This window comes from Ammonicoccus luteus (assembly GCF_050880385.1).
GTDB lineage: Bacteria > Actinomycetota > Actinomycetes > Propionibacteriales > Propionibacteriaceae > Enemella.
This window is the reverse complement of record NZ_JBNZCI010000004.1, coordinates 280,982-302,752: the sequence shown is the minus strand read 5'-3', so window position 1 is coordinate 302,752 and position 21,771 is coordinate 280,982. Positions and strand designations below refer to the sequence as shown.

The window sequence follows — 21,771 nt, the reverse complement described above, 5'->3', positions numbered from 1 at the left end:
CCCAGCAGGCCCCACCCTGAACGTCAGGAGGAGATCAACCGTGTTCGAACGAACCATCGATCCCGACGGCTGGGGCCGTTGCCAGGGGATCACCTCGACCGGGGGCCGGTTCACGGTCCATGACCACGGGGCGCACATCACCGAATGGACCCCGACGCCCGGAGCCGAGCCGGTCCTGTGGACCAGTCCGACGGCGCGCTTCGCGCCCAACGTCGGGATCCGTGGTGGCATCCCGATCTGCTTTCCCTGGTTCGCCAACGGCCGCAAGGACAACAAGTCTCCCGCGCACGGCTTTGCCCGGCTGGCGACGTGGCAGCTGCTCGAGGGCGTGGAACGTGACGGCGGCACCACCCTGCGGTGGCGTCTGGACGAGACGATGATCCCGAAACTCGACGGGATCGACCCCGAGCGCAACCGGTTCGAGCTCGAGGTCACGCAGGTGTTCGGGGCGGACCTGCAGGTGCGGCTCGCGCTGCGGAACACCGACGACGTTCCGCTGGTCGTCGAGGAGGCCCTGCACACCTATCTGACCGTCGGGGATGTCCGGCGTGTGTCGGTGCACGGCCTGGCCGGCACCGAATATCTCGACAAGCTCACCAAGGCCTACAACACCCAGATCGGGCCGGTGGGGTTCGACGGGGAGGTCGACCGGATCTATTGGGTCAAGAACCCGATCGAGGTCCACGACCCCGTCCTGAACCGTCGGCTTGTCCTCACCACGCACCGTTCGGACAACACGATCGTCTGGAACCCGTGGGTCGACAAGACCGCTGAGTTCGCGGACATGCCCGACGACGCGTGGCAATCCATGGTGTGCGTGGAAACCGCGAACGTCCGTGACCGTGCCGTCCATCTCAACCCGGGCCAGTCCCACGAGCTCTCGCTCACCCTCACCGTGGCGGACCTGTGACCCCTCGGGCCGAGTTGGGGCCCGCCCGCTGGATTGCGTACTGCGCAGTGGTCACCATTCAGCTCACCGCACTGTGGTTCGGGGAACGCCGCGTGAGCGTCCCGGCGCAGTCGCTGCTCATGCCCGTGCTGGCGCTTGGCGCGCTGATGGCTCGCTCCCACTGGCTGCGCACCTGGACGCTCATCGCTCTGCTGTTCTCGTTCCTCGGCGACACCGTGCCGCGGTTGGTCCCGGAGTCGCTCGAGTTGGTGGCGCTGCTCGCGTCGTTCCTGGCCGGACACATCGCCTGGATCATCGGGCTCTGGCGCGTGCGGCCGCCCCGACCGTGGCTGCTGGTCATCTATCTGGCGGTGGCGGTCGCGGTCGTGGCGTGGACCGTGCCCGGCGCGGGCTTCCTGGCCCCGGGGGTCGTGCTCTATGCCGCGGCGCTGCTGACGACGGCCGTGCTGGCGAGCGGACTCGGCTGGCCCGGCGTGCTGGGTGGCGCGTTGTTCATCGCCTCCGACTCGCTGATCGCGGCCCAGAATTTCACGGCGTTCACGTTCCCGCACCACGACGTGGCGGTCATGGCCACCTATGCCGTCTCCCACGGGCTGTTGGTCCACGGGGTCACGCGGTCGCCCGGTCACCGCGAGGGTTTTGCCTATTCGCCGACGCTCGGCTGGCATCAGCCCGACTGAGGACTTGGCCCGGTGCAGCACCGGCGAGAACTGCTCTTCGCTTTCCCGATAGTGCGCAAGAATCGTCCCGGGCGGCCTCTGGGTGGGGGCGGGGACGGCAAGGGGGCGGGATGGCACAGGGTTACGATCTCGCGATCGACTTCGGCACGAGCAACACGTCTGCGAGCATCCGCCGGTCGGGCACCAAACCGGTCACGCTCCGCCTGTCCGCGGACGGCAACCTGCTGCCGTCCGCCGTCCTGCTGCGAGGTGACGGCTATCTGGTCGGTGACGAGGCGATCCGCACGGCAAGGTTGGCGCCGGAGGCATTCGAACGTACGCCGAAACGCCGCCTCGGCGAACCCGCCGTGCTTCTCGCCGGGCGCACGGTGCCGCCGGAGCATCTGGTCGCGACGGTGTTGCACAGGGTCTATCAGCAGGCTGTCCACGAATCCCACGGTGAAACGCCGCAGCACATCGTGCTCACCCACCCGCATGCGTGGGGAGCCCACCGGCAGTCGCAACTGCTGCGCGCTGCGAAAGAGGCGGGGATGGACCCGGATCGGGTCTATCTGGTGTCCGAGCCGATCGCGGCTGCGTGGCACAACTCCGCTCAGGTCCGCGCGCAGCCGGGCCAGTTGATCGCGGTCGTGGATTTCGGCGGCGGCACGTTCGACGTGGCGTTGCTCCGCATAGGCACCGACGGTCGCACGGTCGAGGTGTTGGCCGCCGACGGGATCGACCCGCTGGGCGGCGACGACTTCGACCAGCGCATCGAACGCTGGGTCGGCGAGCAACTCCAGGTCGACCACCCCCAGGTGCTGGCCCGGCTCAGGTCGCCCGGGGCGATCGGTGATCGCCTCACCATGCGCGAGGAGGTGCGGCAGGCGAAGCACCAGCTGTCCCGGAACTCGACCGCCGAGATCGTCGTGCCGGGCGAGCCCGGGCTGGTGCTGACCCTCACCGTCGGCGAGTTCGAGAACATGATCCGGCCTGCGGTCGAGCGGGCCGCGGAGGTGACCCAACGGTTGCTCGGCGGTCAGAGCGCCCAGGTATTCCTGACCGGTGGCTCGAGCGGAATCCCGCTCGTGCAGCGGACATTCGTCAACCTCGCACAGGGCCGCGTCGGCACGCTGGGCGACCCGAAGGAAGTGACCGCGCTCGGCGCGCTGACTCCCCCGGAATCCGCACCCGAACCCGAGCCCCAGCCGGACCCGGCGCTGGTGAAGGCGCCTCGACGCTGGCTCGTGCCCGCGCTGGCGGCAGTGGTGGTGCTCGCCGTCCTGATCGGTGCACTGGTGTGGCCGCGCGCCGGCACAGCGGAGACCAGCGGGGGGACCGCCGTCACCGCGAGCCCGAGCCCCGGGACCAGCCCCGGCACCCCACCCACCGGCGCGACCTCGCCCGGCACCGGGACGACGCCGGAGCGGAGCGCGCGCCCGACCGTCGCGCCACCCTGCGGAGCCCTCGACACCGACCACTGCGCACTGCTCCGGGAGGTCATCCCCACCGAGGCGATGGCGGGCTCGTGTCAACCCGTAACACTGGAGAACGGTTGGCTCTCGATCAACTGCGTCGCGAGCCCCCGAGGTGTTCCGTTCGACGGCGGATCGATCAGCCTGTTCGCGACGCGGGTGCCCGAAGATCAACTCGATCTGTCGTTCCACAACGTCTATGTGACGAACAAGGTCGATCCGAGCCCCGGAAACATCGACCTGGCGAAGCCGCCCGCTCGCTATACCTGGCTGAGCGACACCGATGGCAGCGGCGAGGTCGGCTCGCTGTGGGACCCGGAGTCGAGCGTGCACAGACTGTTCTGGAGCAACCGGGAGCACAGCGCGATCATGGTCGCGGTGAGCGCGGATGTTCCGGTCGCGACGATGGCCCAGTGGTTCTGGCGCTGATCAGCCCGCAGTCGACGATGTCGGCCCGGCCTCCGGGGTCAGCCGCGACCACCGCCGCGCGAGCTGTGCACACACGATGAGTTGAATCTGGTGGAAGAGCATCAGCGGCAGGACGAGGATCCCCACTGCGGCCGCGGGAAAAATGACCTGCGCCATCGGCAGGCCTGATGCCATCGACTTCTTGGAACCCGCAAAGATGATCGCCGTCCGATCCGGCCACGCGAACCCCAGCGCCTTGCTGATCGCCATCGTGGCGGCGAGCACGACCGCCAGCAGGACACAGCACACGACGAGCAGCGCCACCAGTTGCCACCCACCGAGCCGGCTGAACATGTCTTCCCGCATGCCGGCCGAAAAGGCGGCATAGACGACCAACAGGATGGCCCCCCGATCGACCTTCGAGGTCACTTGCTTGTGGCGGGCGAGAAACCCGCCCAGCCACCGATGGACGAGCTGGCCCAGCACGAACGGCAGGACGAGTTGCAGGAACAGGCTGCGGATCGTGCCGAGGTTCACCCCGGCCGCGGCGCCCATGGCCAAGGTGACCAGCAGGGGCGTGAGGAGCACCCCCAGAAGATTCGACACCGAGGCAGCCACGATGGATGCCGCGACGTTGCCGTGCGCGATCGAGGTGAACGCGACCGACGATTGCACGGTGGACGGCAACAGCGTCAGGAACAGCATCCCGGCAGCCAGCTCGGGACCGAGGAACGGGCGACTGAGAAACGCGGTCAACAGCCCGAGGAGCGGGAACATCACATAGGTGCAGGCAAGCACCAGCGAATGCAGTCGCCAGTGCCGGATCCCCTGCAGCGTCTGATCGGCCGACAGACGCGCGCCATAGAGGAAGAAGAGCAGCGCGACCGCGAGGTCGGTCGCGATCTCGACAGGCCGCACCGCGACGCCCGTTGCGGGCATGACTGCAGCGAGCAGGACCATGCCGAACAGGAGGAGGATATAGACGTCGACCCACTCCTTGACTGTCCCCCAGGCGCGCTTCACGGTCGGACCCTACCCGGCAGAACCGTTGCGAAAAGTCCTGTGGAACATTTCTGTCAGCCGGATGCTCTGATGGGCTGACGCGAATGTGAGGGGTTGCCATGGGTCTGTTCGGACGACGCCGCAAGGAGTCGACGTCCCCGGGAACACCGGCGCCGGCACCGAACCGCTCGGACGGCCGGGCCGAATCGCCGGCCGCGGAGATCCGTCGGCAGGTGGAGGCAGGCGACCTCCGGGGCGCCATCACCCGACTGCAGGAGGCACCGGTCAGTGACGCCGAGTTCGCCGAGTTGGTCGCCCGCATCGGGCACTCCGTCGAGCTCTCGGACCTGACTCGCGCGGGGCAGACCGCCGAGGCCCGACCCCAGGACCACGAGGCGCTCTATCAACTCGGCTATGAACTGATTGAAGTGGGCCTGCCGGAGCTGGCTGTCCGCCCCCTGACGACCGCCTATCGGCAAGGATTCGACGCACGCGTGGTCTTCGAGCTGGTCGCCGCCCTGGAGTCGCTGGATCGCCACGGCGATGCCGCTTGGCTCCTGCGGACCCACGAGGCGGAGCTGCCGCCTGGGGGCACCCAATATCTGCTGGTGCACAACCTGCTCCAGTCCGGCGCTGTCGACGAGGCGCTGCGACGGGGCGTGGACGTGACCGATGTGCAGGGCCTCGGCGACGCACCTGGGGCCCTGCGCTCCCGACTCGCCCGGGCGTGGGACCGCCGTGCCGCGACGAGCTCCCTGCACCCGCAGGACCTGCGCGGGTGGCAGTTCGTGCTCGACGCGACCGTGCTGCTGACGCTGTCCCCGTGGGGCATCGACACGATGAACGGCCGACACGGCTTCACCTCGGATTCCTTCGCTCAGTGCGCGGTCGCGCTCGAGCGACTCCGCCTTGTTCTCGACACGGCCGGCGTCCGGCCGCACCACGTAGCCCTGCTCCCCGACCGGGACAGCCGGATCCTCGGGCTGGCCGTGGCGCAATCCCTCGGCCTGCCCAGCCGGGCGTACACCCCTGGGGACCCGGGTGGTCTCGTGGTCGCCTATCGGCTGGAAACTCTGGCCGCGGAGCTGCAGGAGGCGCTGGTGAAACGCGCCCCGGGTGAGATCCTGTTCGAACACGTCGGGCAGTGGGTCACGCCGGCGAGAGTCGTGCCGGACGTTGTCACGTTCCTCGCCCAGGCCGTGACAGCCCCGTGGGGCGCCCAGTTGACGTTCGGCAACGGGCCGACTCCTGTGGCGCACGAGGTGCCGGCCGATGACTCACCGGCCGAAGACCTCGCCGCACGCATCTGTGCCACCCCACCCGAGGACTTCGCCGGCGACGCCGACGCTGTGCCGGACGGCCCCGACGTGCTCGCCCGCTTCGTCCGCGAGGCCCGGCAGTCCTGGCCCGACGCGGACCGACGCCTTCGCCGTCCGGGGAACGGCCCCGTGCGCAGCGCCCGATTCCTGTGAGGAGCCCGGCATGACCCAGGAAGCCGCACCGGAGATCCGTGAGGAGATCGTGGACACCCTCAAGCAGGCGTTCGCGATGCTGCGGGAACACGACCGCCAACCGGTCGTCGACCACGCCCAGTCCGCTCTCCGCCGCCGGACGCAACGCCCGCGCGTGGTGATCGTCGGCGAAACCAAACGCGGCAAGAGCACGCTGACCAATGCGCTCATCGGCCGCGCCGATCTCTCCCCCGTGGGTGCCGACGAGACCAGCGCCACCTTCCTCAGCATCGCCCCCGACGCGGAGGAAGGTGCAGAATATGCGGTCGTGATCGGCGCGGCCCCGGAGCCGCAACGGATCCCGCTGGCGGACCTGCCGGCGTACACCGATCTCACCCAAATCACCCTGCGCGACGCCGAACCCCCGCTGGCGGTCGACGTCCACTGCGCGCCCGGCAGCCCGGTCGGGGACGTCACGCTGATCGATACCCCGGGCGTCGGAGGGGCGCTGGACAGCGCGCGCGGCAAGCTCAACCAGCGACTGGCCCGTGACGGCGGAATCCTGCTGTTCGTCCTCGACGCCGGGTCACCGATGGCCGAGCCGGAGCTGAACTATCTCACCGACTGCGCGCGGCACGTCGAGGAGATCGTGGTGGTGGTGACGATGATCGACAAATATCCGCACACGGCCGACCGGATCGTGACCCACGTGGCCGGCCAACTGAGGGCGGCCTCGCCACGACTCGCCCGGGCAAAGGTCCTGCCGGTCCAGGCGCGTGCAGCGCTCGCCGCACTCCGGGTCGAGGGAGAACCGCGCGACCAACTGTGGCAATTGAGCGGGCTCGAGCCCCTGATCGAGCACATCGCCGCGGTGCGCGCGGACGGGACGCTGCTGGGGACCCGGACAGCCCTGCGGATCTGCCGCACCGGCCTGGAGGAGATCACCCAGTCACTTGACCGGCAGGTGCGGGCGAGCAGCGGCACCACGTCGGCCAGTGACCTCGCCGCCGAGGAACGGCGCTTGTCGGAGATCCAGGCCGAGCTGGGCACGACGCGCGATCGCTGGCAACTGGACTACGAACGCGCCGTGTCCCGCATCGTCAGCGACTCCACGACCCGTCTCACCGAGGGCATCCGGGCAATCGAGAGCGCCACACGGGCAGCCCTGGGCAGGACGCCGCTGACCGGGCGCCAGGACTATGTGCGTGCGGTGAATCTCGAACTCGTCAGCTCGCTCGAGCTGTTGGAAACAGAAGTGCTGGAGGACGCCACGACCCGCTATGCCGAGGTGCTCTCCCAGATGTTCGGCCCCGAGCAAGGTTTCGCGCCGACGGACAGGCAACTGCGGGACCCCCTGCAGGGGCTCGTCGGGGAAGCACAGCACCAATTCGATCCGATGTTGCTGACAACCGGCATCATGGGCGCCAGCCTCACGGGCGGACTTCTCAAGTCCGCACTCGGCGTCGGGGCTGCGGCCAGCGCAGGAACGCTGGCCCTGCCCGTGCTGTCCCTGGCGGTCGTGGCGGGCGCCGCCTGGCTGGGGTTGAACATGAAGCATCGCCGACGACTGACCGAGCGGACCCAGCTGTTGCAGGAACTGTCCAAGCTGCTCAACGACTTCCGGGTCCGTGCCCAGACTCAGGTCACCGAATGGTTCCGCGATGCCAAGCCCGAGGTCGTCGTCGCCTATCGACAACTGATCAACCGGCAATTGCGCGAAACCCAGCAGGCGCTGGCCTCCGCACAGCAGGCCCGGAATCGGTCCGCCGCGGAGCAATCCGAGCTCCACACCGCCCAGGCGGCGGCGCTCGCCAGGGTGCAGGCGACCATCGAGTCGGTCGACCGGGCGCTGGCCCGGGCCGCGAGGCTGCCATGAGCGACCTCATCCGACTCTGCGGCCTCCTGCACGACGCCCTGCCCGCCGGGGATCTGCGCGACCGGGTGGACGCGATCGCCCGCACCGATCAGCAGCCGGTGCGGATCGGTGTGATCGGCCGGGTCGGCACGGGCAAGTCAACCCTGGTCAACGCGGTGCTCGGGCGCCCGGTGGCGGCCACGGCGGCCGAGGATTGCACGCGTTATCCCACCGTCTACAGCTATGGCGCACCCGAAAACGCCGTCGCGCTGGGCGTGGACGGCCGGCGTACGCCCCTCCCCCTGGACCTCTCTCTCGGGGAGCCACCATCCGACACGGTCAAGGTGGAGGTGACGCTGCAGACCGCGGTGCTCCGCCGGATCACGGTCGTGGATTTCCCCGGGCTGGCCGCGACGCCCGATGCACCCGACACCCCGCGCGCCACGGAGCTGGTCGAGGGGTGCGAGATCCTCCTCTATCTCTTCCGCGGCCAACTCCGAGCGGACGACGAGCGCGTCATCGCGGACCACGCGGCTGCGAGTCACGCGCTGGCCGAAGGTGCCCTGCCCACCGTCGGGGTGCTCGCGCACGCCGACAACTTCGGCCCCGGCGGGTGGGCGGAGGAGGACTCGATCGAGTTGGCCGCGGCATCGTGCCGCGCGCGTCTCACGGCGACCAACGGACGTTTCCACCAGGTCGTCGCGCTGAGTCCCCTGATGGCGGAGACGGTGCGGACGGGTCGGGTGACAGAGGGGGTGGCCCGCCGGCTCCGCGCGTTGCGGGACGCCGATCCATTGCTGCTGCAGTTCGGGGCAGGCGCACCGGAGAGCGACCCATCAGCCGTTGCCGACCTCACGGCGCTGCTGACCGGTTATGCAGTGAACCGGGGCCGGGTGCACGGCGGCAGCAGCCATGTCCTGAGCGAGTGGATGCTCGAGCGCAGCGGCTATCAGGCCCTGATGCGGGCGTTTGACGGCCTTCAGCCGATCGTGTCCCGCATCCGGTTGTCGAGGGCACTGCAGGATCTCAACGCCCTGCTCCGGGCGCCCGGCGTGCCGCGCCCAGCCCAGGCATTGCTGGAGCGCGAGATGCTCGGGGCCACCGGTCACGCGGCGCGGGAACTGCGTGCCCTTCGCCTGCTTGCCGCCGAGCAGCCGGACCACGAACTCGTCGGTGTGCTGCGCACCCTCATGAATGCCACGACCACCCGCGAACGGCTCACCGCGCTCGTGACCGGCTCCGAAGGAGCCTGGCCCGCGGATCCGATCCGGTGGTGCCGGGCCCAGGCCAGCCGTTATCAGGCGCTCGCGGGGTTCGGCGGCAGCGGCGCCGAGACCGAGGCCGCCCGAACACTGTCGATGTCCTTCCTCTATCTGGCGGGGCACCCATGAACTCATCTGCCATCATCGAACTGCTCGCGAAGGGAGCGGACACATGCCCGAGGTGAACGACTATCTGTGGTCCGAACTGTTGAGCGTTGAGCCGCTGGACGACGCCACCTGGGACCAGCACGTCGCGGACGCGGTCGCTTCCGATCCCGCCGACGCCGATCCGGAACTCGTGCCCGCGGACGACGGGCTCGCAGGGACCGACCCGTCGGACGAGGACGCCGCCGGGGGGCTGCCGGCCGACGATCCGGAGCACGAGGATCCGGAGCACGAGGATCCGGACCACGACGGTCCGGCTCCGGGCCATCACGACGACGGGCACGACGACCTCGCGGAGGGTGCCGCCGGCCAGGTGGCGGGCCACGGGGACGATCAGAGCCCGCTCGAGGACCCCGAGGTGCACGACGACGGACTTCACGACGACGGCCTCGACGACCTGTGGTGAAAACCTCGGCCGAAAAAAAGTCGGCCGCGGCGGGAACATAGCGACCGGACCACGCCTCTCAGGGGCAACGAACAAGGGATCGAGAGTCGATCCCTCCGTCACCGGAGAGCCACATGACCGCGAACATTCCCGACACCAGCCTGACCCCCGATCCGAACCAGCCCCAGGCCCAGCCTCCCGCGCCGCCCGGGACCGGCCAGAACGACCCGAGCCAGACTCCGGTCGGTCATCCTCCGACCACCCAGCAGCCAGACCCCGAACCGACCGAGACCCCGGTCGACCTCGACGACGACGGACGGGCCGACGCGGTCGCCATCGACACCGACGGCGACGGACGGGCCGACACGCTCATGGTCGATACCGACGGCGACGGACGGGTCGACGAAGTGGCGGTGGACACCGACGGCGACGGGGACATCGACGCCATTGCCGTTGACGGTGATCGTGACGGGACGTTCGAAACGATCCTGATCGACTCCGACGGAAACGGCACCTTCGAGAGCGCCCTTCTCGACACCGACGGCGATGGCACCTTCGAAACAGCTGTCCAGGACAGCGACGGCGACGGTCAGGTGGACACGATCGCCGAGGACCTCGACGGGGACGGTGACGCGGACGTGCTCAGCCTCGACAGCGACGGCAACGGCACGTTCGAAACCGCACTGATCGACACCGACGGCAACGGCACCTTCGAGACCGCAATCGTCGACACCGACGACTCGGGGGCTCCGGACACGATCCTGGTCGACTCCGATGACGACGGGTCGATCGACATCGTGGGCGTCGACGTGGATGAGGATGGCACCCTCGACCAGGTCGCCCAAGTCGACGACGGCACCGACTGGGTCTGAGCGGTGCCCGCGGCTGGCTGAGCCTTTCTAGTCATGCCGATAGCCGGTTGATTCGAGCACCTCGCGCATGCGGGATCGTGCTCGATTCAGCCGGCTTTTCACCGTTTGCACACCGACCCCCTGTTGGTCGGCGATCTGGTCATAGGTCATGTCGCACAGTTCCCGCAGCACCAGGATCTCGCGGTGTTCCGGAGTCAACTGGCCGAGGGCCTCGGCCACCACCATGCGCGCCTCGACCTGTCCCGAGTCGTCACTGGCCGGCAGGATGATCTCCTCCACCGGGTCGACACGATTGCGCTTCTTGGCGATGGCCACGGCCGCGTTGGAGGCGATCCGATAAAGCCAGGTGGAGATGGCGCTCTCGCCACGGAAATTGGCGAGGTTGTGCCACGCCGCGACCAGACAGTCCTGCAGAGCGTCCTCGGCATCCTGTGGATGGTTGGTCACCCGCAGACACACCGCCCAGAGCATCGAACGATGGGGCCGGACCAAATCCGCAAAGGCCTGGCCGTCGCCGCCCTTGGCACGGACCAGGAGTTCGTGTCGAGACATCGGCGGTGCCCCGGACGATCCGCTCATGCAGGCCCCCCACCCTCGCGTTCGTGGGTCAACGGTGCACCTCAAAACAACCCAACGTCAAGGTTCTCGGCAATGAATCCATAAGGGGGTGTCGGGCGAACCGGTCCGGTGATCTTCTGACGCACTCTGCGTGGCTCTGGGGAATCCGCTAGACGGACCCATAAAGTCTGAGCGTGGATCCGATCAACAACCCGTACGCCCCTGGCGCCGGCCAGCGCCCACCCGAGCTCGCCGGCCGCGACGAGCAGTTGCGCACATTCGAGGTCGTCCTCGAACGCATCGCCAAGGGCCGCCCCGAGCGGTCGATCGTGCTCACCGGTCTGCGTGGCGTCGGCAAGACGGTGCTGTTGAACACGTTGCGGTCGGCGGCAGTACGCCGGGGCTGGGGCTCCGGGAAGTTCGAGGCCCGCCCGGACCAGGGCCTGCGGCGGCCGGTGTCCGCGGCACTGCACACCGCGGTGCGCGAACTCGGGCACCCGTCCCGTGAGGACGTCGAGCAGGTGCTCGGGGTGATCAAGTCCTTCGCCCTGCGCGATTCCGCCCCCAACGCGAAGATCCGTGACCGGTGGCAGCCGGGGATCGACGTGGCGGCCGTGCCGGGGCGGGCGGATTCGGGTGACATCGAGATCGACCTCGTCGAGTTGCTGACCGATGTCGGCGGCCTCGCGCAGGACGTCGGCAAGGGCGTGGGGATCTTCATCGACGAGATGCAGGATCTCCAGGCGGAGGACATCTCGGCCCTGTGCGCGGCGTGCCACGAGATCTCGCAGAACGCGCTCCCGGTGATCGTGGTCGGCGCCGGCCTGCCGCATCTGCCGACGGTGCTGTCGGCGTCCAAGTCGTATTCCGAGCGGCTGTTCCGCTATTCGCGAATCGACCGGTTGGAGCCCGACGAGGCGACCCGTGCCCTGCAAACTCCGGCGGAGGACGAGGGCGCGGTGTGGGATGCCGAGGCGCTCGAGGCGATGTATGCCGCGACCGGCGGCTACCCCTATTTCATCCAGGCGTACGGCAAGGTCACCTGGGACGTCGCACCGCGCTCCCCGATCACCGCCGAGGATGTCCGCGTGGCTGCGCCGGAGGCCGAGTCCGAACTCGCGATCGGCTTCTTCGGATCCCGCTTCGAGCGAGCGACCCCTGGCGAACGGGAATATCTCAGGGCCATGGCGGACCTGGCGTACGAATCGGGGGAAGGCGACCAGCCAGTCGAAGCCGTCCCGACCGCCGACGTCGCCAAGCACCTCAACCGCAAGCCCCAGTCGCTCTCCCCCGCGCGGGACGCGTTGATGAAGAAGGGGCTGATCTATTCCGGCGAGCGGGGGCAGATCGCGTTCACGGTGCCGCACTTCGGGCGATACCTGCGGGCACAGACAGCTTGACGCAGGTTCCCGGAGCGTCAAGAAGCAACCGGCGCAGGCGCTGCCTCGTGCGAGGGTGACCGGAGCGCGCCATAGAGAGCCGCCCCGAGCAGGGCGATCCCGGAGATGACGCCGGCGACGATCCCGACCACGTCGGGCGACGAGCCCCGGGCGGCGAGGATCAGCCCCGCGGCGCCGGCCGCACTGAGCACGACGGTCAACATCCAGAACCGCCGCAGCTTGGTGTTGATCGCGAACGGAATGAAGTGGAGCCCGACCACCAGCGCGACCCAGGCAACGCCGGCCCAGCCGATCGACGTGAAGCTATTGAGCAGCATGAGACCGCCGAAGAGGGCCACCACTTCGATGGCGACGGTGGGCCAGAACCAGCGGCCGAGCTCGCGGGTGGGGCCTGCGTACGCCCGCTCCTCGCGCCCCTGCGGCTCCCTCGACTCCCGTGACTCCAGCACGGCCCGCACGAGGACGATCGCCGGCACGGCCACCGCCGCGATGCAGAGGATGATGCGCGCAACCGGCGGCAGCCCACCGGAGTTCACCACAACGAAGATCGCTCCAAAGATCGCCGCGACGAGAGATCCGACCATGCGTCCTGACATTTCTGCTCCCGGGGGGATTGGCAACTGACGTTGCGTGGGTGTTGCGCCTGGGGCGCCGGTGCCTTCAATCTAGATATTGACCTTAGTTGAGTCAAGTGAAATTCTGGGAGAAGATCCAGCACAGTGGAGGAATGGTGGAGAAGGACTCAGCGCGCGAGGACTCCGGCAGGGATTCGCGCCCGGCCGCGAAGCGTGCGTACCGCTCGACCCTGCGCGCCGAACGAGCCGCCGCGACGCGCGCCAGGATCGCGAGTGCCGCGCACGAACTGTTTCGACAGCACGGGTTCGCAGGCACGACCGTGGCGGCAATCGCGGAGCGGGCGGGCGTGACGGCGCAGACGGTGTACACGGGGTTCGGCAGCAAGGGCGCCATCGTCAGCGCGCTGGTGGCCGGCATGGAGGCCGACGCCGGAGCCGCCCAGTGGCTGGAGCGGATGAACGAGGAGCCCGATCCGGGGCGGCGGCTGGAATTCTTCGCGCAGTGGACCGCGGCGTTCTTCGCCGCCAGCGTGGGCGCACTCGACTTCCTGCACGAAGCCGCCGCGGACCCGAGCGTGGTGGCACTGCGCGAGGAGGGTGACCGACGTCGGCGCGACGGGGTGACCCGGGTGGTCGAGCGGATCGCGGAGCAAGGCGCACTGGCTCCGGGCCTCACGGTCGAGGCCGCGGTTGACCGAGCTTGGCTGCTCACCGGCCTTGAGCTCTACCTCGCGGCGGGCAAGGGGTGCGGATGGTCCGATGGGGAGTACGCGGCCTGGCTCGGCGGTCTCCTCCGCAGCCAACTGCTGAGGTGAGGAGCGTGGCGGCTCACCTGCCGCGAGCAAGGCAGCAGCTCAGGTCGGATTCTGGACGAGTCGCAGGAGCGTTCCGTCCGGGTCAAGGAGCGCGCCGATGCGGAGACCCGACGCCTCTCGCCGCGGCGCATGGACGCGCGGGAATCCGTGGGACTTCTCCTCGATCCCGGCGTTCAGGCACTCGCGGTGGAAGGCGTCGACGTCGTCGAGCCTGAGGCAGCATCCGAATGAACTCTCGGTTGGCTCCAGGTCGGGGAACGAAAAGAACTCCAGCAGGATGTCGCCGCGCGCCAGGATCAGCCAGCCCTCGTCCCGAAAGACCGGCGAGAAGCCCAGACCGCCGTAGAACTCGACAGTTCGGTCGAACTTTCTCGACGGCAGGTTCGGGGTCGCGATATCGGCCATGGGCTCAGCATTCCATCGGCCAGGCTCGTCGGGCCACCTCGCCCGTGGACCTGTGTTGCTTGACTCTTGCCGACACCGAACACACACTGCGGATTCCTGCCGCGCAGGCCCGGACGCAGCTTCCGGGCCGCCTCCATCAGCGCCGCAGTGGGGTGGAGCGGGTGCTGCGGCTGAGCGTGTAGCGGGTGTGGCGCCGTGGGCGCCGCTGGGGGTCCCAGCCGGTCGGTGGGATGACTTCGGGGAGTCGGTCGGCACCGAGGCGGATGGCCCACCGGTGGGGATTGTCCGTGTCCCACGCCTGCCCGCGACCGGGCTCGACGCGGCGGTGATGATGCGGGCAAAGGAGGACGAGATTGTCGAGGCTCGTCGGCCCACCGGCCCACCAGGGCATGATGTGATGAGCCTCGCAGACGCTGGGCGGACGATCGCACCCGGGGAACGCACAGCCGCGATCGCGCAGGACCAATGCGGCGCGGATCTCAGGGGTGACCAGCCGCTTTTCGCGCCCGACATCGAGCGGGACGCCGAGCCCGTCGAGCACCGCGGGGATCAGGTCACAGTCGCAGGCCAAGCGCCGGGCTTCGGCTGCAGTGAGGGAACTCCCACCGGCAAGGACCATCTCGCCGAGTCCGGTGACCAGCGCGCCGAGGGAGAGAATCAGGGTGACCCGGGGTCGGTCGCCGCCATGAACGGGCCCATCAGCCCGGGCTTGGTGCGCACGGACGATCTGCATCAGCGCGTCAGCCAGCAGCCGGCTCCTGTCCTTGGGGCTATCGGGATAAGGCTCGTCGATCGCCTTCTTCCAGGCGGACTCCGCATAGGCGTTCAGAATCGCCGCCAGTTCCTCGCCCTCGACGGCATCGAAGCTGCCCTTGAGGATCCAGGATCCTTGGTGATCGGAGAAGATCTTCAACCCGCGCCGGGCAGCCGCTCGCTTCTCCTCCCGCTCCAACTGTTCGGCGAGGATCTCCTCCACCCGGTCGGGCGCCACGTTCTCCAGCAGCCGCCATCCGAGGCGAGCGAGCTCGGACGGGTCATGCTCGGCAGCAAGCCCGATCATCGTGGCAGTCGCAGCCTCGAGCTCAGCGATCGCGAGGTCATCGGGCAATTCCTCGAGCGTCCTGGCGATCGCCACCGCCTGCGCCGTGGAGACCTCCCCGGACGCATGGGCGTTCACCAACTCCGGGAAGGCGCCGATCCGGACCGAGTCCTTCACCACGGTCCGCGCTCGCTGAGCCGTGTGGCCGTGCTCACGACGCAACCATTCGGCAACCGAGCACGATGCCACCTCCTCAGTAGCCTGCCGCGCCTCGAGTTCCCGAACCACCGCAGCCCGGGCCGCTTCCGCGATCGACACCAGCCGATCGCTCGCTGTCGCCAACTCCGCCAAGCCCTCGTCGGTGAACAAGCTCAGCCCCGGCCCCTCCGGCGCGGCAATGGCATTGGACAGCACCGATCCGAGGGCCGGGATGACCTCGAAGCCAGTTGTCGCGTTGTCCATGGTTCAAGTCCACCAAAGAGGTCTGACATTATTAGAACACATGATTCATTACTTCCGGAATAGGAAAGCCTGTGTGCCGGTTCGGCGTGAGCGCGAACACGTGCATGCACTCAGCGGAAATCGCGAGACGTCGTCCGTGTGCGCAACGGCAGAGCCTCCAAGCGATCTGCCACCAGGTTCACCACGCCGTCCTGGCGCTCCACCGTCCCCCGAATGATCATCGCCGTCGCGCTCCGGCCGACCTTGGGATAGCGGCTCATCACACCGACGCTGCAGACGACGTTGAGCATCCCGGTCTCGTCCTCGAGGTTCAGGAAGGTGACCCCACTGGCCGTGGCCGGGCGCTGCCGATGGGTGACCAACCCGCCGACCAGCACCCGATCCCGGGCCTCGGCGGCCATCACGTCCGCCACCGAGAGGATCCGGCGCGCCACGAGTTCCTCCCTGACATGCTCCATCGGGTGGCGCTCGGGCGACATCCCGGTCGCCCACAGGTCAGCAACCGTCGACTCCTCCGGCGTCATCTCCGGCAGTTCGGGCGCCGTCTCGTCCCCGAGCGGCAGCTCCAACTGTCCGGGCGCGAACATCGCTGCCTGCCCGGCACCCCACAGCGCCTGCCGACGAGTCAGCCCGAACCCGTCGAACGCCCCGGCCGTCGCAAGCGCCTCCACCTGCGGGGCGGTGAGCCGCACGCGCCGCGTGAGATCCGTCAGGCTGGCAAACTGCCCGCCCGCCGCCCGTTCCGCGACGATGCGCTCCGCCAGCGCCATCTCCAGGCCGGTCACCTCGCTGAGGCCCAACCGGACCGCCAGCAGCCCGTCCCGACGGTGCGCCAGGGTCGCCGCCAGACCGGCCGCAGGATCCCGTGGGCGCACGAACTCACCCACCGGCGGCTGCTCGGTCGCCACACAGGAGTCCATCCCCGTCGGCTGCTGACGCACCTCGCCCGCCTCCCCCGCTTCGCCCGCTTCCCTCGCTTCGTCGGCCACGCTCACCGGCTCCAGGTCGGACTGCGCAGCAGAAAGGTTGATGTCGGGCCTGCGCACCTCCACCCCATGCCGCTTTCCGTCCTCGACCAGGCTCCGCGGCGAATAGAACCCCATCGGCTGATTGCGCAGCAGCCCGGCCAGGAAGGCCGCCGGATAGTGCAGCTTGAGCCACGAGCTCGCGTACACCAACAAGGCGAAACTGATCGCATGGCTCTCCGCGAACCCGAAGTTCGCGAACGCCTCGATGCGCGCATAGATCTCGTCCGCGAGCGTGCCGGTGATGCCGTTGGCGGCCATGCCCGCGAACAACTTCGCCCGCAACGACTCGATCCGTTCCACCCCGCGCTTGGATCCCATGGCCCGCCGCAAGAGGTCGGCCTCAGCGGCGTCGCACTCGCCGACCGCGACCGCCATTTGCATGAGTTGTTCTTGAAAGAGTGGTACGCCAAGCGTCCGGCGCAGCACGGGTTCGAGTTTCGGGTGCAGATAGGTGACCGGTTCGTCGCCGGTGCGGCGCCGGATATAGGGATGCACCGCGCCGCCCTGAATCGGGCCCGGACGGATCAGGGCGATCTCGATAACGAGGTCATAGAAGCACCGCGGCCGCAACCTCGGCAGGGTGCCGATTTGGGCTCGACTCTCCACCTGGAACACGCCGAGGGTGTCGGCTCGGCACAACATGTCATAGACGCCGGGCTCCTCCTTGGGCAGGCTCGCGAGCGTCCAGGTCTCGCCCAGATGCCGATCGACCAGGTCGAACGTGTGCTGCAGGCAGCCGAGCATGCCGAGCCCGAGCAGGTCGAACTTGACCAGGCCCATCCACGCGCAGTCGTCCTTGTCCCACTGCAGCACCGTGCGGTTCGCCATGCGCGCCGGTTCGATCGGGCAGACCTCGCCGATCGGTCGCTCGGTGAGCACCATGCCGCCGGAGTGAATGCCGAGATGGCGGGGCGCCTTTTCCAACCGCGCCGCCAGATCCACCACGGGCTGCGGGATGTCGTGGTCCGGGTTGTCGACGACCCGCCCCCAGACGTGCATCTGCTTGGACCAGGCGTCCTGTTGGCCGGTGGAATAGCCGAGGGCCTTGGCCATGTCCCGGATCGCCGAGCGCGGGCGATAGGTGATCACGTTGGCGACCTGGGCGGCATTGAGGCGGCCGTACTTCCCATAAACCCACTGGATCACCTTCTCCCGGCGGTCCGAGTCGAAGTCGACATCGATGTCGGGCGCCTCGTCGCGCGTGGCGGAGAGGAAGCGCTCGAAGGGCAGGTCGTATTTCACCGAGTCCACCGCCGTGATCCCCAGCGCATAACACACCGCGGAGTTCGCGGCGGAGCCGCGGCCCTGGCAGAGGATCCCCTGCGACCGCGCGTACGCCACGATGTCGTGGACGACCAGGAAATAGCCGGGGAAATCCTTGTCCTCGATGACCGCGAGCTCCTTCTCCAGCCGCTGGAAGGTCGAATCGGGGGCACCCGCATAGAGGCTTTCCGCGCCCCGCCGGACCAGCTCGCGCAGCCAGGTCATGGGCGTGTGTCCGGCCGGCACCTCGGGCTTCGGCAACCGCGGCGACGCCTTCCGGAGCGGGAACGCGAGTTCCTGCGCGATCTCGACCGTGCGCTCGATGGCCCCCGGCAGGTGCCCGAACAGCGCGGTCATCTCCGCCCCGGAGCGCAGGATCGGCGGACCGGCCGGCGGCAGCCAGCCGTCGAGCTCGTCGAGGCTGCGCCGCGCGCGGACGGCCGCCATGGCCGCGGCCAACCGGGCGTCCGCCGGGGTGGCGGCGTGGACGTTGCCGGTGGCGACGATGGGTACGCCAACCCGGGCGGCCACCTCCGCCAGCGCGTCATTGTGCGCGTCGTCCAGCGGCAGACCCCGGTGGAATACCTCGACGAACACGTCGGCATAGGCATCGCGGAGCTCTCGCAGCGCCCGCTCGGCGGCTTGGACGTCGAGCCCATGACCGTCGGGACCGGTCAGCGCTCGCCGCACCGCTGACTTGCGGCACCCCGTCAGCACCACGGTGTGCCCCCGGAGCTGCGCCGCAAGCTCAGCGCGCCGATAGACCGGCCGGCCCTTCTCCCCACCGCGCAAGTGGGCCGCTGTGAGTGCGGCCGCCAGCCGGTGATAGCCCTCCGGCCCCCGGGCCAGCACGAGCAGGTGCTCCCCGAGCGGGTCGGCCTCGCCGTTCTGCGGAGCGGGCAGGTCGAGGGACAGCTCCGCCCCGAAGACCGTCGGAAAGTCGTACGCCTCAGCGGCCTCGGCCAGCCGCACCGCACCGTAGAGGCCGTCATGGTCGGTCAGGGCCAACCCGGACAGCCCGAGCCGGATCGCCTCCGTCACCAGTGACTCCGGGCTGCTCGCCCCGTCGAGGAAGCTGAAGTGGGAGTGGCAGTGGAGCTCTGCATAGGGCACCGCGTCGTCCGGCCGGGACAGCCTGGGCGCTGCGCAGGGCAGCCGCTTGCGCGACCAGCCGGGCGCGTCGCCGCCGTCGGGGATCGTGTGGCCGGGATCCCGTCGTCCAGACCCGGCCTCCGATCCCGTCCTGCCTGGTTCCCTTTGGCCGGGTCTCGAGCCACTCAGCGTCCGTTCAAGCTCGGACCACTTCATCGGCGGGTTGTGCCACCCCATCTCAGGAGTCCCTACCGGTCGGGACGAGGCTGGAGGCCGTTGTCGTTTGACCCGCCCAGCGGGTCAAAGTGCAAGCACGCGGACCCCTTGCCCCGAGAACCCCCGGTGGTGGCGCACCTGCTCTGCACCTCGTGAGTGAATCCAGTGGGGCTATACCCCCAGCAATTCCACTCACGAGAACGGTCACCCGATCCGCCTCAGTCATAACGCGCCTCCGTGCACCACTCGTCCCCGGACACCGCGACGAGCCAGGCGCTGCCGTCAGCGGCGACGAGCTGACACCGAGCCGCCCGATGGGCCCGATCGCCGTCCCACCAGCGTTCATCCGCCGGCCATGGCCCGGCCCACGCGTGGACCGGCTGGCTCTCGCGCATGGTCCCGGCCCGGAACCGAGTCGGCGTCCCCGACAGCCGGCCGCGATCGGTGATCGTCACGGAACGGCCGGTTGGGCCGAGCACGGTGGCGGGCAGCGGCGGCGCGTACACCGTCGCCGGCGCCGGCGCCGGCAGCTGTCCCGGCCAGGGACGTGCCACCGGGCGCCCACCGGTCACGGGGTCGCCCCACGCCACGGTCGCCTGCCGGTCGGCGGGCGTGCGACCGCCGTGCAGAACCACCGAGACGACGGCTTCCCGACCGAGACTCCCCTGCAGCTTCGACACCGCGCGCTGGATGCGGTCGTCGGAGCCGCCACCCCAGAGGGTCTCCGTGAAGTTCCCCGCAGCAGCCAGGTCCTCCGGAACGAACCGGACCGTGCTCACCCCTGCCCGAGTCCCCTCCGCGGCGAGCTGCCAGCGCACCCGATCGATCACGTCGGCGGCCCGGAACCACCGCGGATGCCGCCACAACCGCTCGCCCACGTGCCCGGACTCGTCGTGGATCGCCACCCACAGGCTGCTGCACACCAGCTGGGCGTCGGCGAGGTCGGCGACGAACGCCTCCGCGGTGGCCCGCAGGCTGAACGCCACCTCGTCGATCCGGGTGAGCGCCGGCTCGAACGACTGGGTCCGCTCGAAGTCGCGCGGTGGGATGCGGGCGGTGACGGTGCGCCGATCCCCACCTCTTGCCAGGCGATGTGCGGCGGCGCCCTCGGGCCCGAACCGGTTGACCACGTCGCGTTCGGAGAGACTGGCGAAGTCGCCGAGGGTACGCAGACCCAGCCGGCGCAACAGATCGGTGAGAGCCGGTTGCTCGAGCACGGTCACGGGCAGACCCGCGAGGAACGCGGCATCTCCGCCCTCGGTGATCACCGTGCACTCCCCTGGATCTGCCCGGCGCGCGGCCTGCTGGGCGGCGAAGAGCCCGTCGGCCACGCCGAAGCGGGTCTCCGGCACCCCGAAGTGGGCGAGCTGCTCGGCAATCACGGCAGCCACCTCGGGCTCGCCACCCAGATAGCGAGCCGCGCCGCGGACACGGAACACGCACAGACCCGGGCGCACCGATTGCACCTGCGGCACCGTCTCCTCCACGATCGCCAGCACCGGTTCGAATGCCCGCCGATCGAGGCCCGGATCATGATCGAGGGTGACCAGCTCGGGGCACCGGGCCTGCGCGTCGCGCAGCCGCAGCCCCCGGCGCACCCCGAACGAGCGGGCCTCGGGCGAACAGGCGTACACCGCCCCCGCCGACACCACCGCCAGCGGCGAGCCCGGCGGCAGGGCCTCCCCCACCGCCGTCTGCCGGATCGCGTGCACCGGCCAGTCCGGGCACCAGAGGGCCATGGCGCGCATCAGGGCGCCTTCGGGTTGAGAATCGTGCGCATCAGGGCGCCTTCGGTTGAGAATCGGGCATCAGCTGACCGCCCGGATGGGGGCGCCGACGGCGGTGGCGTCGACGAACGCTCCCCGCCGCTGGATGAGGCGCACCTCGGTCTCCCGGCCCCGGCGCTCGGTCACCCGCACGCTGAGCTCCCGTTCGCTCAGGTGCCCGCGACCGGAGGCCAGGCCGGACCAGGCGGACGGGCCGGCCTCCAGAGTGGCAGCCGCCCGCGGCCAGCGGTGCGCCCCTTCGGTCACCGCCACGAGCACGGTCCCCTGCCTGCGGAGACGGGACTCCAGCCGCGCGAGCTCCTTGGGCGCGAGCCGGGCCGGTGGGCGGACGAGCACGATCGGCAGCACTTCGATCAGCGTCGCCACCACGGTCAGCCATGCGTCCCGCGGATCGGGCACGAGCACCACCCGGGTGAGGTCGAACCCGAGGTGCGCCGCCGCCTCCGCGCCGAACTCGGGCACCCCCACCAGCGCGCACCACTCCCCCCTGGCCGAGGCCTCCGCCACCAGGGCCGTGGCCAGTCCCAGCGATCCGCTCACCCCATAGCAGCACCCCGCCTGCAGGCCCCGCGGCAGGAGCGGCCGGAGCACCGGGGCCAGGGGCAGCGACGGCCCGGAGGTGCGGCCCTCCATGCTCTCCACCCGCGCCGCCAGCTCGGCCAGCAGTGAGTTCGACATGCAATTCAG

General features: G+C 69.5%; 18 protein-coding genes. 10 read left to right on the top strand and 8 right to left on the bottom strand.

What is annotated here, in order from left to right; genetic code table 11:
- The first annotated feature begins 40 nt into the window (after nt 1-40).
- The 3 genes from ACQ260_RS11445 to ACQ260_RS11435 all read left to right on the top strand — a co-directional run bounded on the left by ACQ260_RS11445 (nt 41) and on the right by ACQ260_RS11435 (nt 3,473).
- Nucleotides 41-910: a D-hexose-6-phosphate mutarotase gene (locus tag ACQ260_RS11445; RefSeq protein WP_432559561.1), complete on the top strand. Its 870-nt coding sequence runs from the start codon at nt 41-43 to the stop codon at nt 908-910.
- On the top strand, nt 907-1,590 hold the full coding sequence (locus tag ACQ260_RS11440; protein WP_432559560.1) for a lysoplasmalogenase family protein: 684 nt from the start codon (nt 907-909) through the stop codon (nt 1,588-1,590). The genes ACQ260_RS11445 and ACQ260_RS11440 overlap by 4 nt, the downstream gene beginning before the upstream one ends.
- A gap of 110 nt (nt 1,591-1,700) precedes the next feature.
- Nucleotides 1,701-3,473: an Hsp70 family protein gene (locus ACQ260_RS11435; protein ID WP_432559559.1), complete on the top strand. Its 1,773-nt coding sequence runs from the start codon at nt 1,701-1,703 to the stop codon at nt 3,471-3,473.
- On the opposite strand, the gene ACQ260_RS11430 is transcribed toward ACQ260_RS11435, so the two are convergent.
- Nucleotides 3,474-4,475, bottom strand: coding sequence for a bile acid:sodium symporter family protein (locus ACQ260_RS11430; protein ID WP_432559558.1), 1,002 nt, complete (start codon nt 4,473-4,475; stop codon nt 3,474-3,476).
- A gap of 98 nt (nt 4,476-4,573) precedes the next feature.
- Here ACQ260_RS11430 and ACQ260_RS11425 point away from each other — a divergent pair, with 98 nt between their 5' ends.
- The 5 genes from ACQ260_RS11425 to ACQ260_RS11405 all read left to right on the top strand — a co-directional run bounded on the left by ACQ260_RS11425 (nt 4,574) and on the right by ACQ260_RS11405 (nt 10,444).
- Nucleotides 4,574-5,926 carry a hypothetical protein gene (locus ACQ260_RS11425; RefSeq protein ID WP_432559557.1) on the top strand — a complete coding sequence of 451 codons (1,353 nt, stop codon included), beginning with the start codon at nt 4,574-4,576 and terminating at the stop codon, nt 5,924-5,926.
- Nucleotides 5,927-5,936: 10 nt separating this feature from the next.
- A complete protein-coding gene (locus ACQ260_RS11420; RefSeq protein WP_432559556.1) occupies nt 5,937-7,781 on the top strand; it encodes a dynamin family protein in 1,845 nt (614 codons plus the stop codon).
- Nucleotides 7,778-9,151 (top strand): dynamin family protein, encoded by a 1,374-nt coding sequence (locus ACQ260_RS11415; protein WP_432559555.1) that lies wholly within the window; start codon nt 7,778-7,780, stop codon nt 9,149-9,151. The genes ACQ260_RS11420 and ACQ260_RS11415 overlap by 4 nt, the downstream gene beginning before the upstream one ends.
- Nucleotides 9,152-9,194: 43 nt before the next feature.
- A complete protein-coding gene (locus ACQ260_RS11410) occupies nt 9,195-9,593 on the top strand; it encodes a hypothetical protein (protein ID WP_432559554.1) in 399 nt (132 codons plus the stop codon).
- Between the two features lie 113 nt (nt 9,594-9,706).
- Nucleotides 9,707-10,444 carry a hypothetical protein gene (locus ACQ260_RS11405; RefSeq protein ID WP_432559553.1) on the top strand — a complete coding sequence of 246 codons (738 nt, stop codon included), beginning with the start codon at nt 9,707-9,709 and terminating at the stop codon, nt 10,442-10,444.
- Between the two features lie 27 nt (nt 10,445-10,471).
- On the opposite strand, the gene ACQ260_RS11400 is transcribed toward ACQ260_RS11405, so the two are convergent.
- Nucleotides 10,472-11,023 (bottom strand): RNA polymerase sigma factor, encoded by a 552-nt coding sequence (locus ACQ260_RS11400; protein WP_432559552.1) that lies wholly within the window; start codon nt 11,021-11,023, stop codon nt 10,472-10,474.
- 173 nt (nt 11,024-11,196) lie between these two features.
- On the opposite strand from ACQ260_RS11400, the gene ACQ260_RS11395 reads away from it, so the two are divergent.
- Nucleotides 11,197-12,402 (top strand): DUF8462 domain-containing protein, encoded by a 1,206-nt coding sequence (locus ACQ260_RS11395; RefSeq protein ID WP_432559551.1) that lies wholly within the window; start codon nt 11,197-11,199, stop codon nt 12,400-12,402.
- Nucleotides 12,403-12,419: 17 nt separating this feature from the next.
- On the opposite strand, the gene ACQ260_RS11390 is transcribed toward ACQ260_RS11395, so the two are convergent.
- Nucleotides 12,420-12,998 carry a hypothetical protein gene (locus ACQ260_RS11390; protein WP_432559550.1) on the bottom strand — a complete coding sequence of 193 codons (579 nt, stop codon included), beginning with the start codon at nt 12,996-12,998 and terminating at the stop codon, nt 12,420-12,422.
- 131 nt (nt 12,999-13,129) lie between these two features.
- Between ACQ260_RS11390 and ACQ260_RS11385 the strand changes: the two genes are divergently transcribed.
- A complete protein-coding gene (locus ACQ260_RS11385) occupies nt 13,130-13,792 on the top strand; it encodes a TetR/AcrR family transcriptional regulator (protein ID WP_432559549.1) in 663 nt (220 codons plus the stop codon).
- 39 nt (nt 13,793-13,831) lie between these two features.
- Here ACQ260_RS11385 and ACQ260_RS11380 read toward each other — a convergent pair whose 3' ends face one another.
- The 5 genes from ACQ260_RS11380 to imuA' form a co-directional block, all read right to left on the bottom strand.
- Nucleotides 13,832-14,197 carry a bleomycin resistance protein gene (locus ACQ260_RS11380; RefSeq protein WP_432559548.1) on the bottom strand — a complete coding sequence of 122 codons (366 nt, stop codon included), beginning with the start codon at nt 14,195-14,197 and terminating at the stop codon, nt 13,832-13,834.
- Nucleotides 14,198-14,333: 136 nt separating this feature from the next.
- A complete protein-coding gene (locus ACQ260_RS11375; RefSeq protein WP_432559547.1) occupies nt 14,334-15,698 on the bottom strand; it encodes an HNH endonuclease signature motif containing protein in 1,365 nt (454 codons plus the stop codon).
- Nucleotides 15,699-15,808: 110 nt separating this feature from the next.
- Nucleotides 15,809-19,318, bottom strand: a complete 3,510-nt coding sequence (locus ACQ260_RS11370) for an error-prone DNA polymerase (protein ID WP_432559546.1) — start codon at nt 19,316-19,318, stop codon at nt 15,809-15,811.
- A 197-nt stretch (nt 19,319-19,515) separates the two neighbouring features.
- A complete protein-coding gene (locus ACQ260_RS11365) occupies nt 19,516-21,045 on the bottom strand; it encodes a DNA polymerase Y family protein (RefSeq protein ID WP_432559545.1) in 1,530 nt (509 codons plus the stop codon).
- 60 nt (nt 21,046-21,105) lie between these two features.
- Nucleotides 21,106-21,762 carry a DnaE2-dependent mutagenesis accessory factor ImuA' gene (imuA', locus tag ACQ260_RS11360; RefSeq protein WP_432559544.1) on the bottom strand — a complete coding sequence of 219 codons (657 nt, stop codon included), beginning with the start codon at nt 21,760-21,762 and terminating at the stop codon, nt 21,106-21,108.
- Nucleotides 21,763-21,771: the final 9 nt, after the last annotated feature.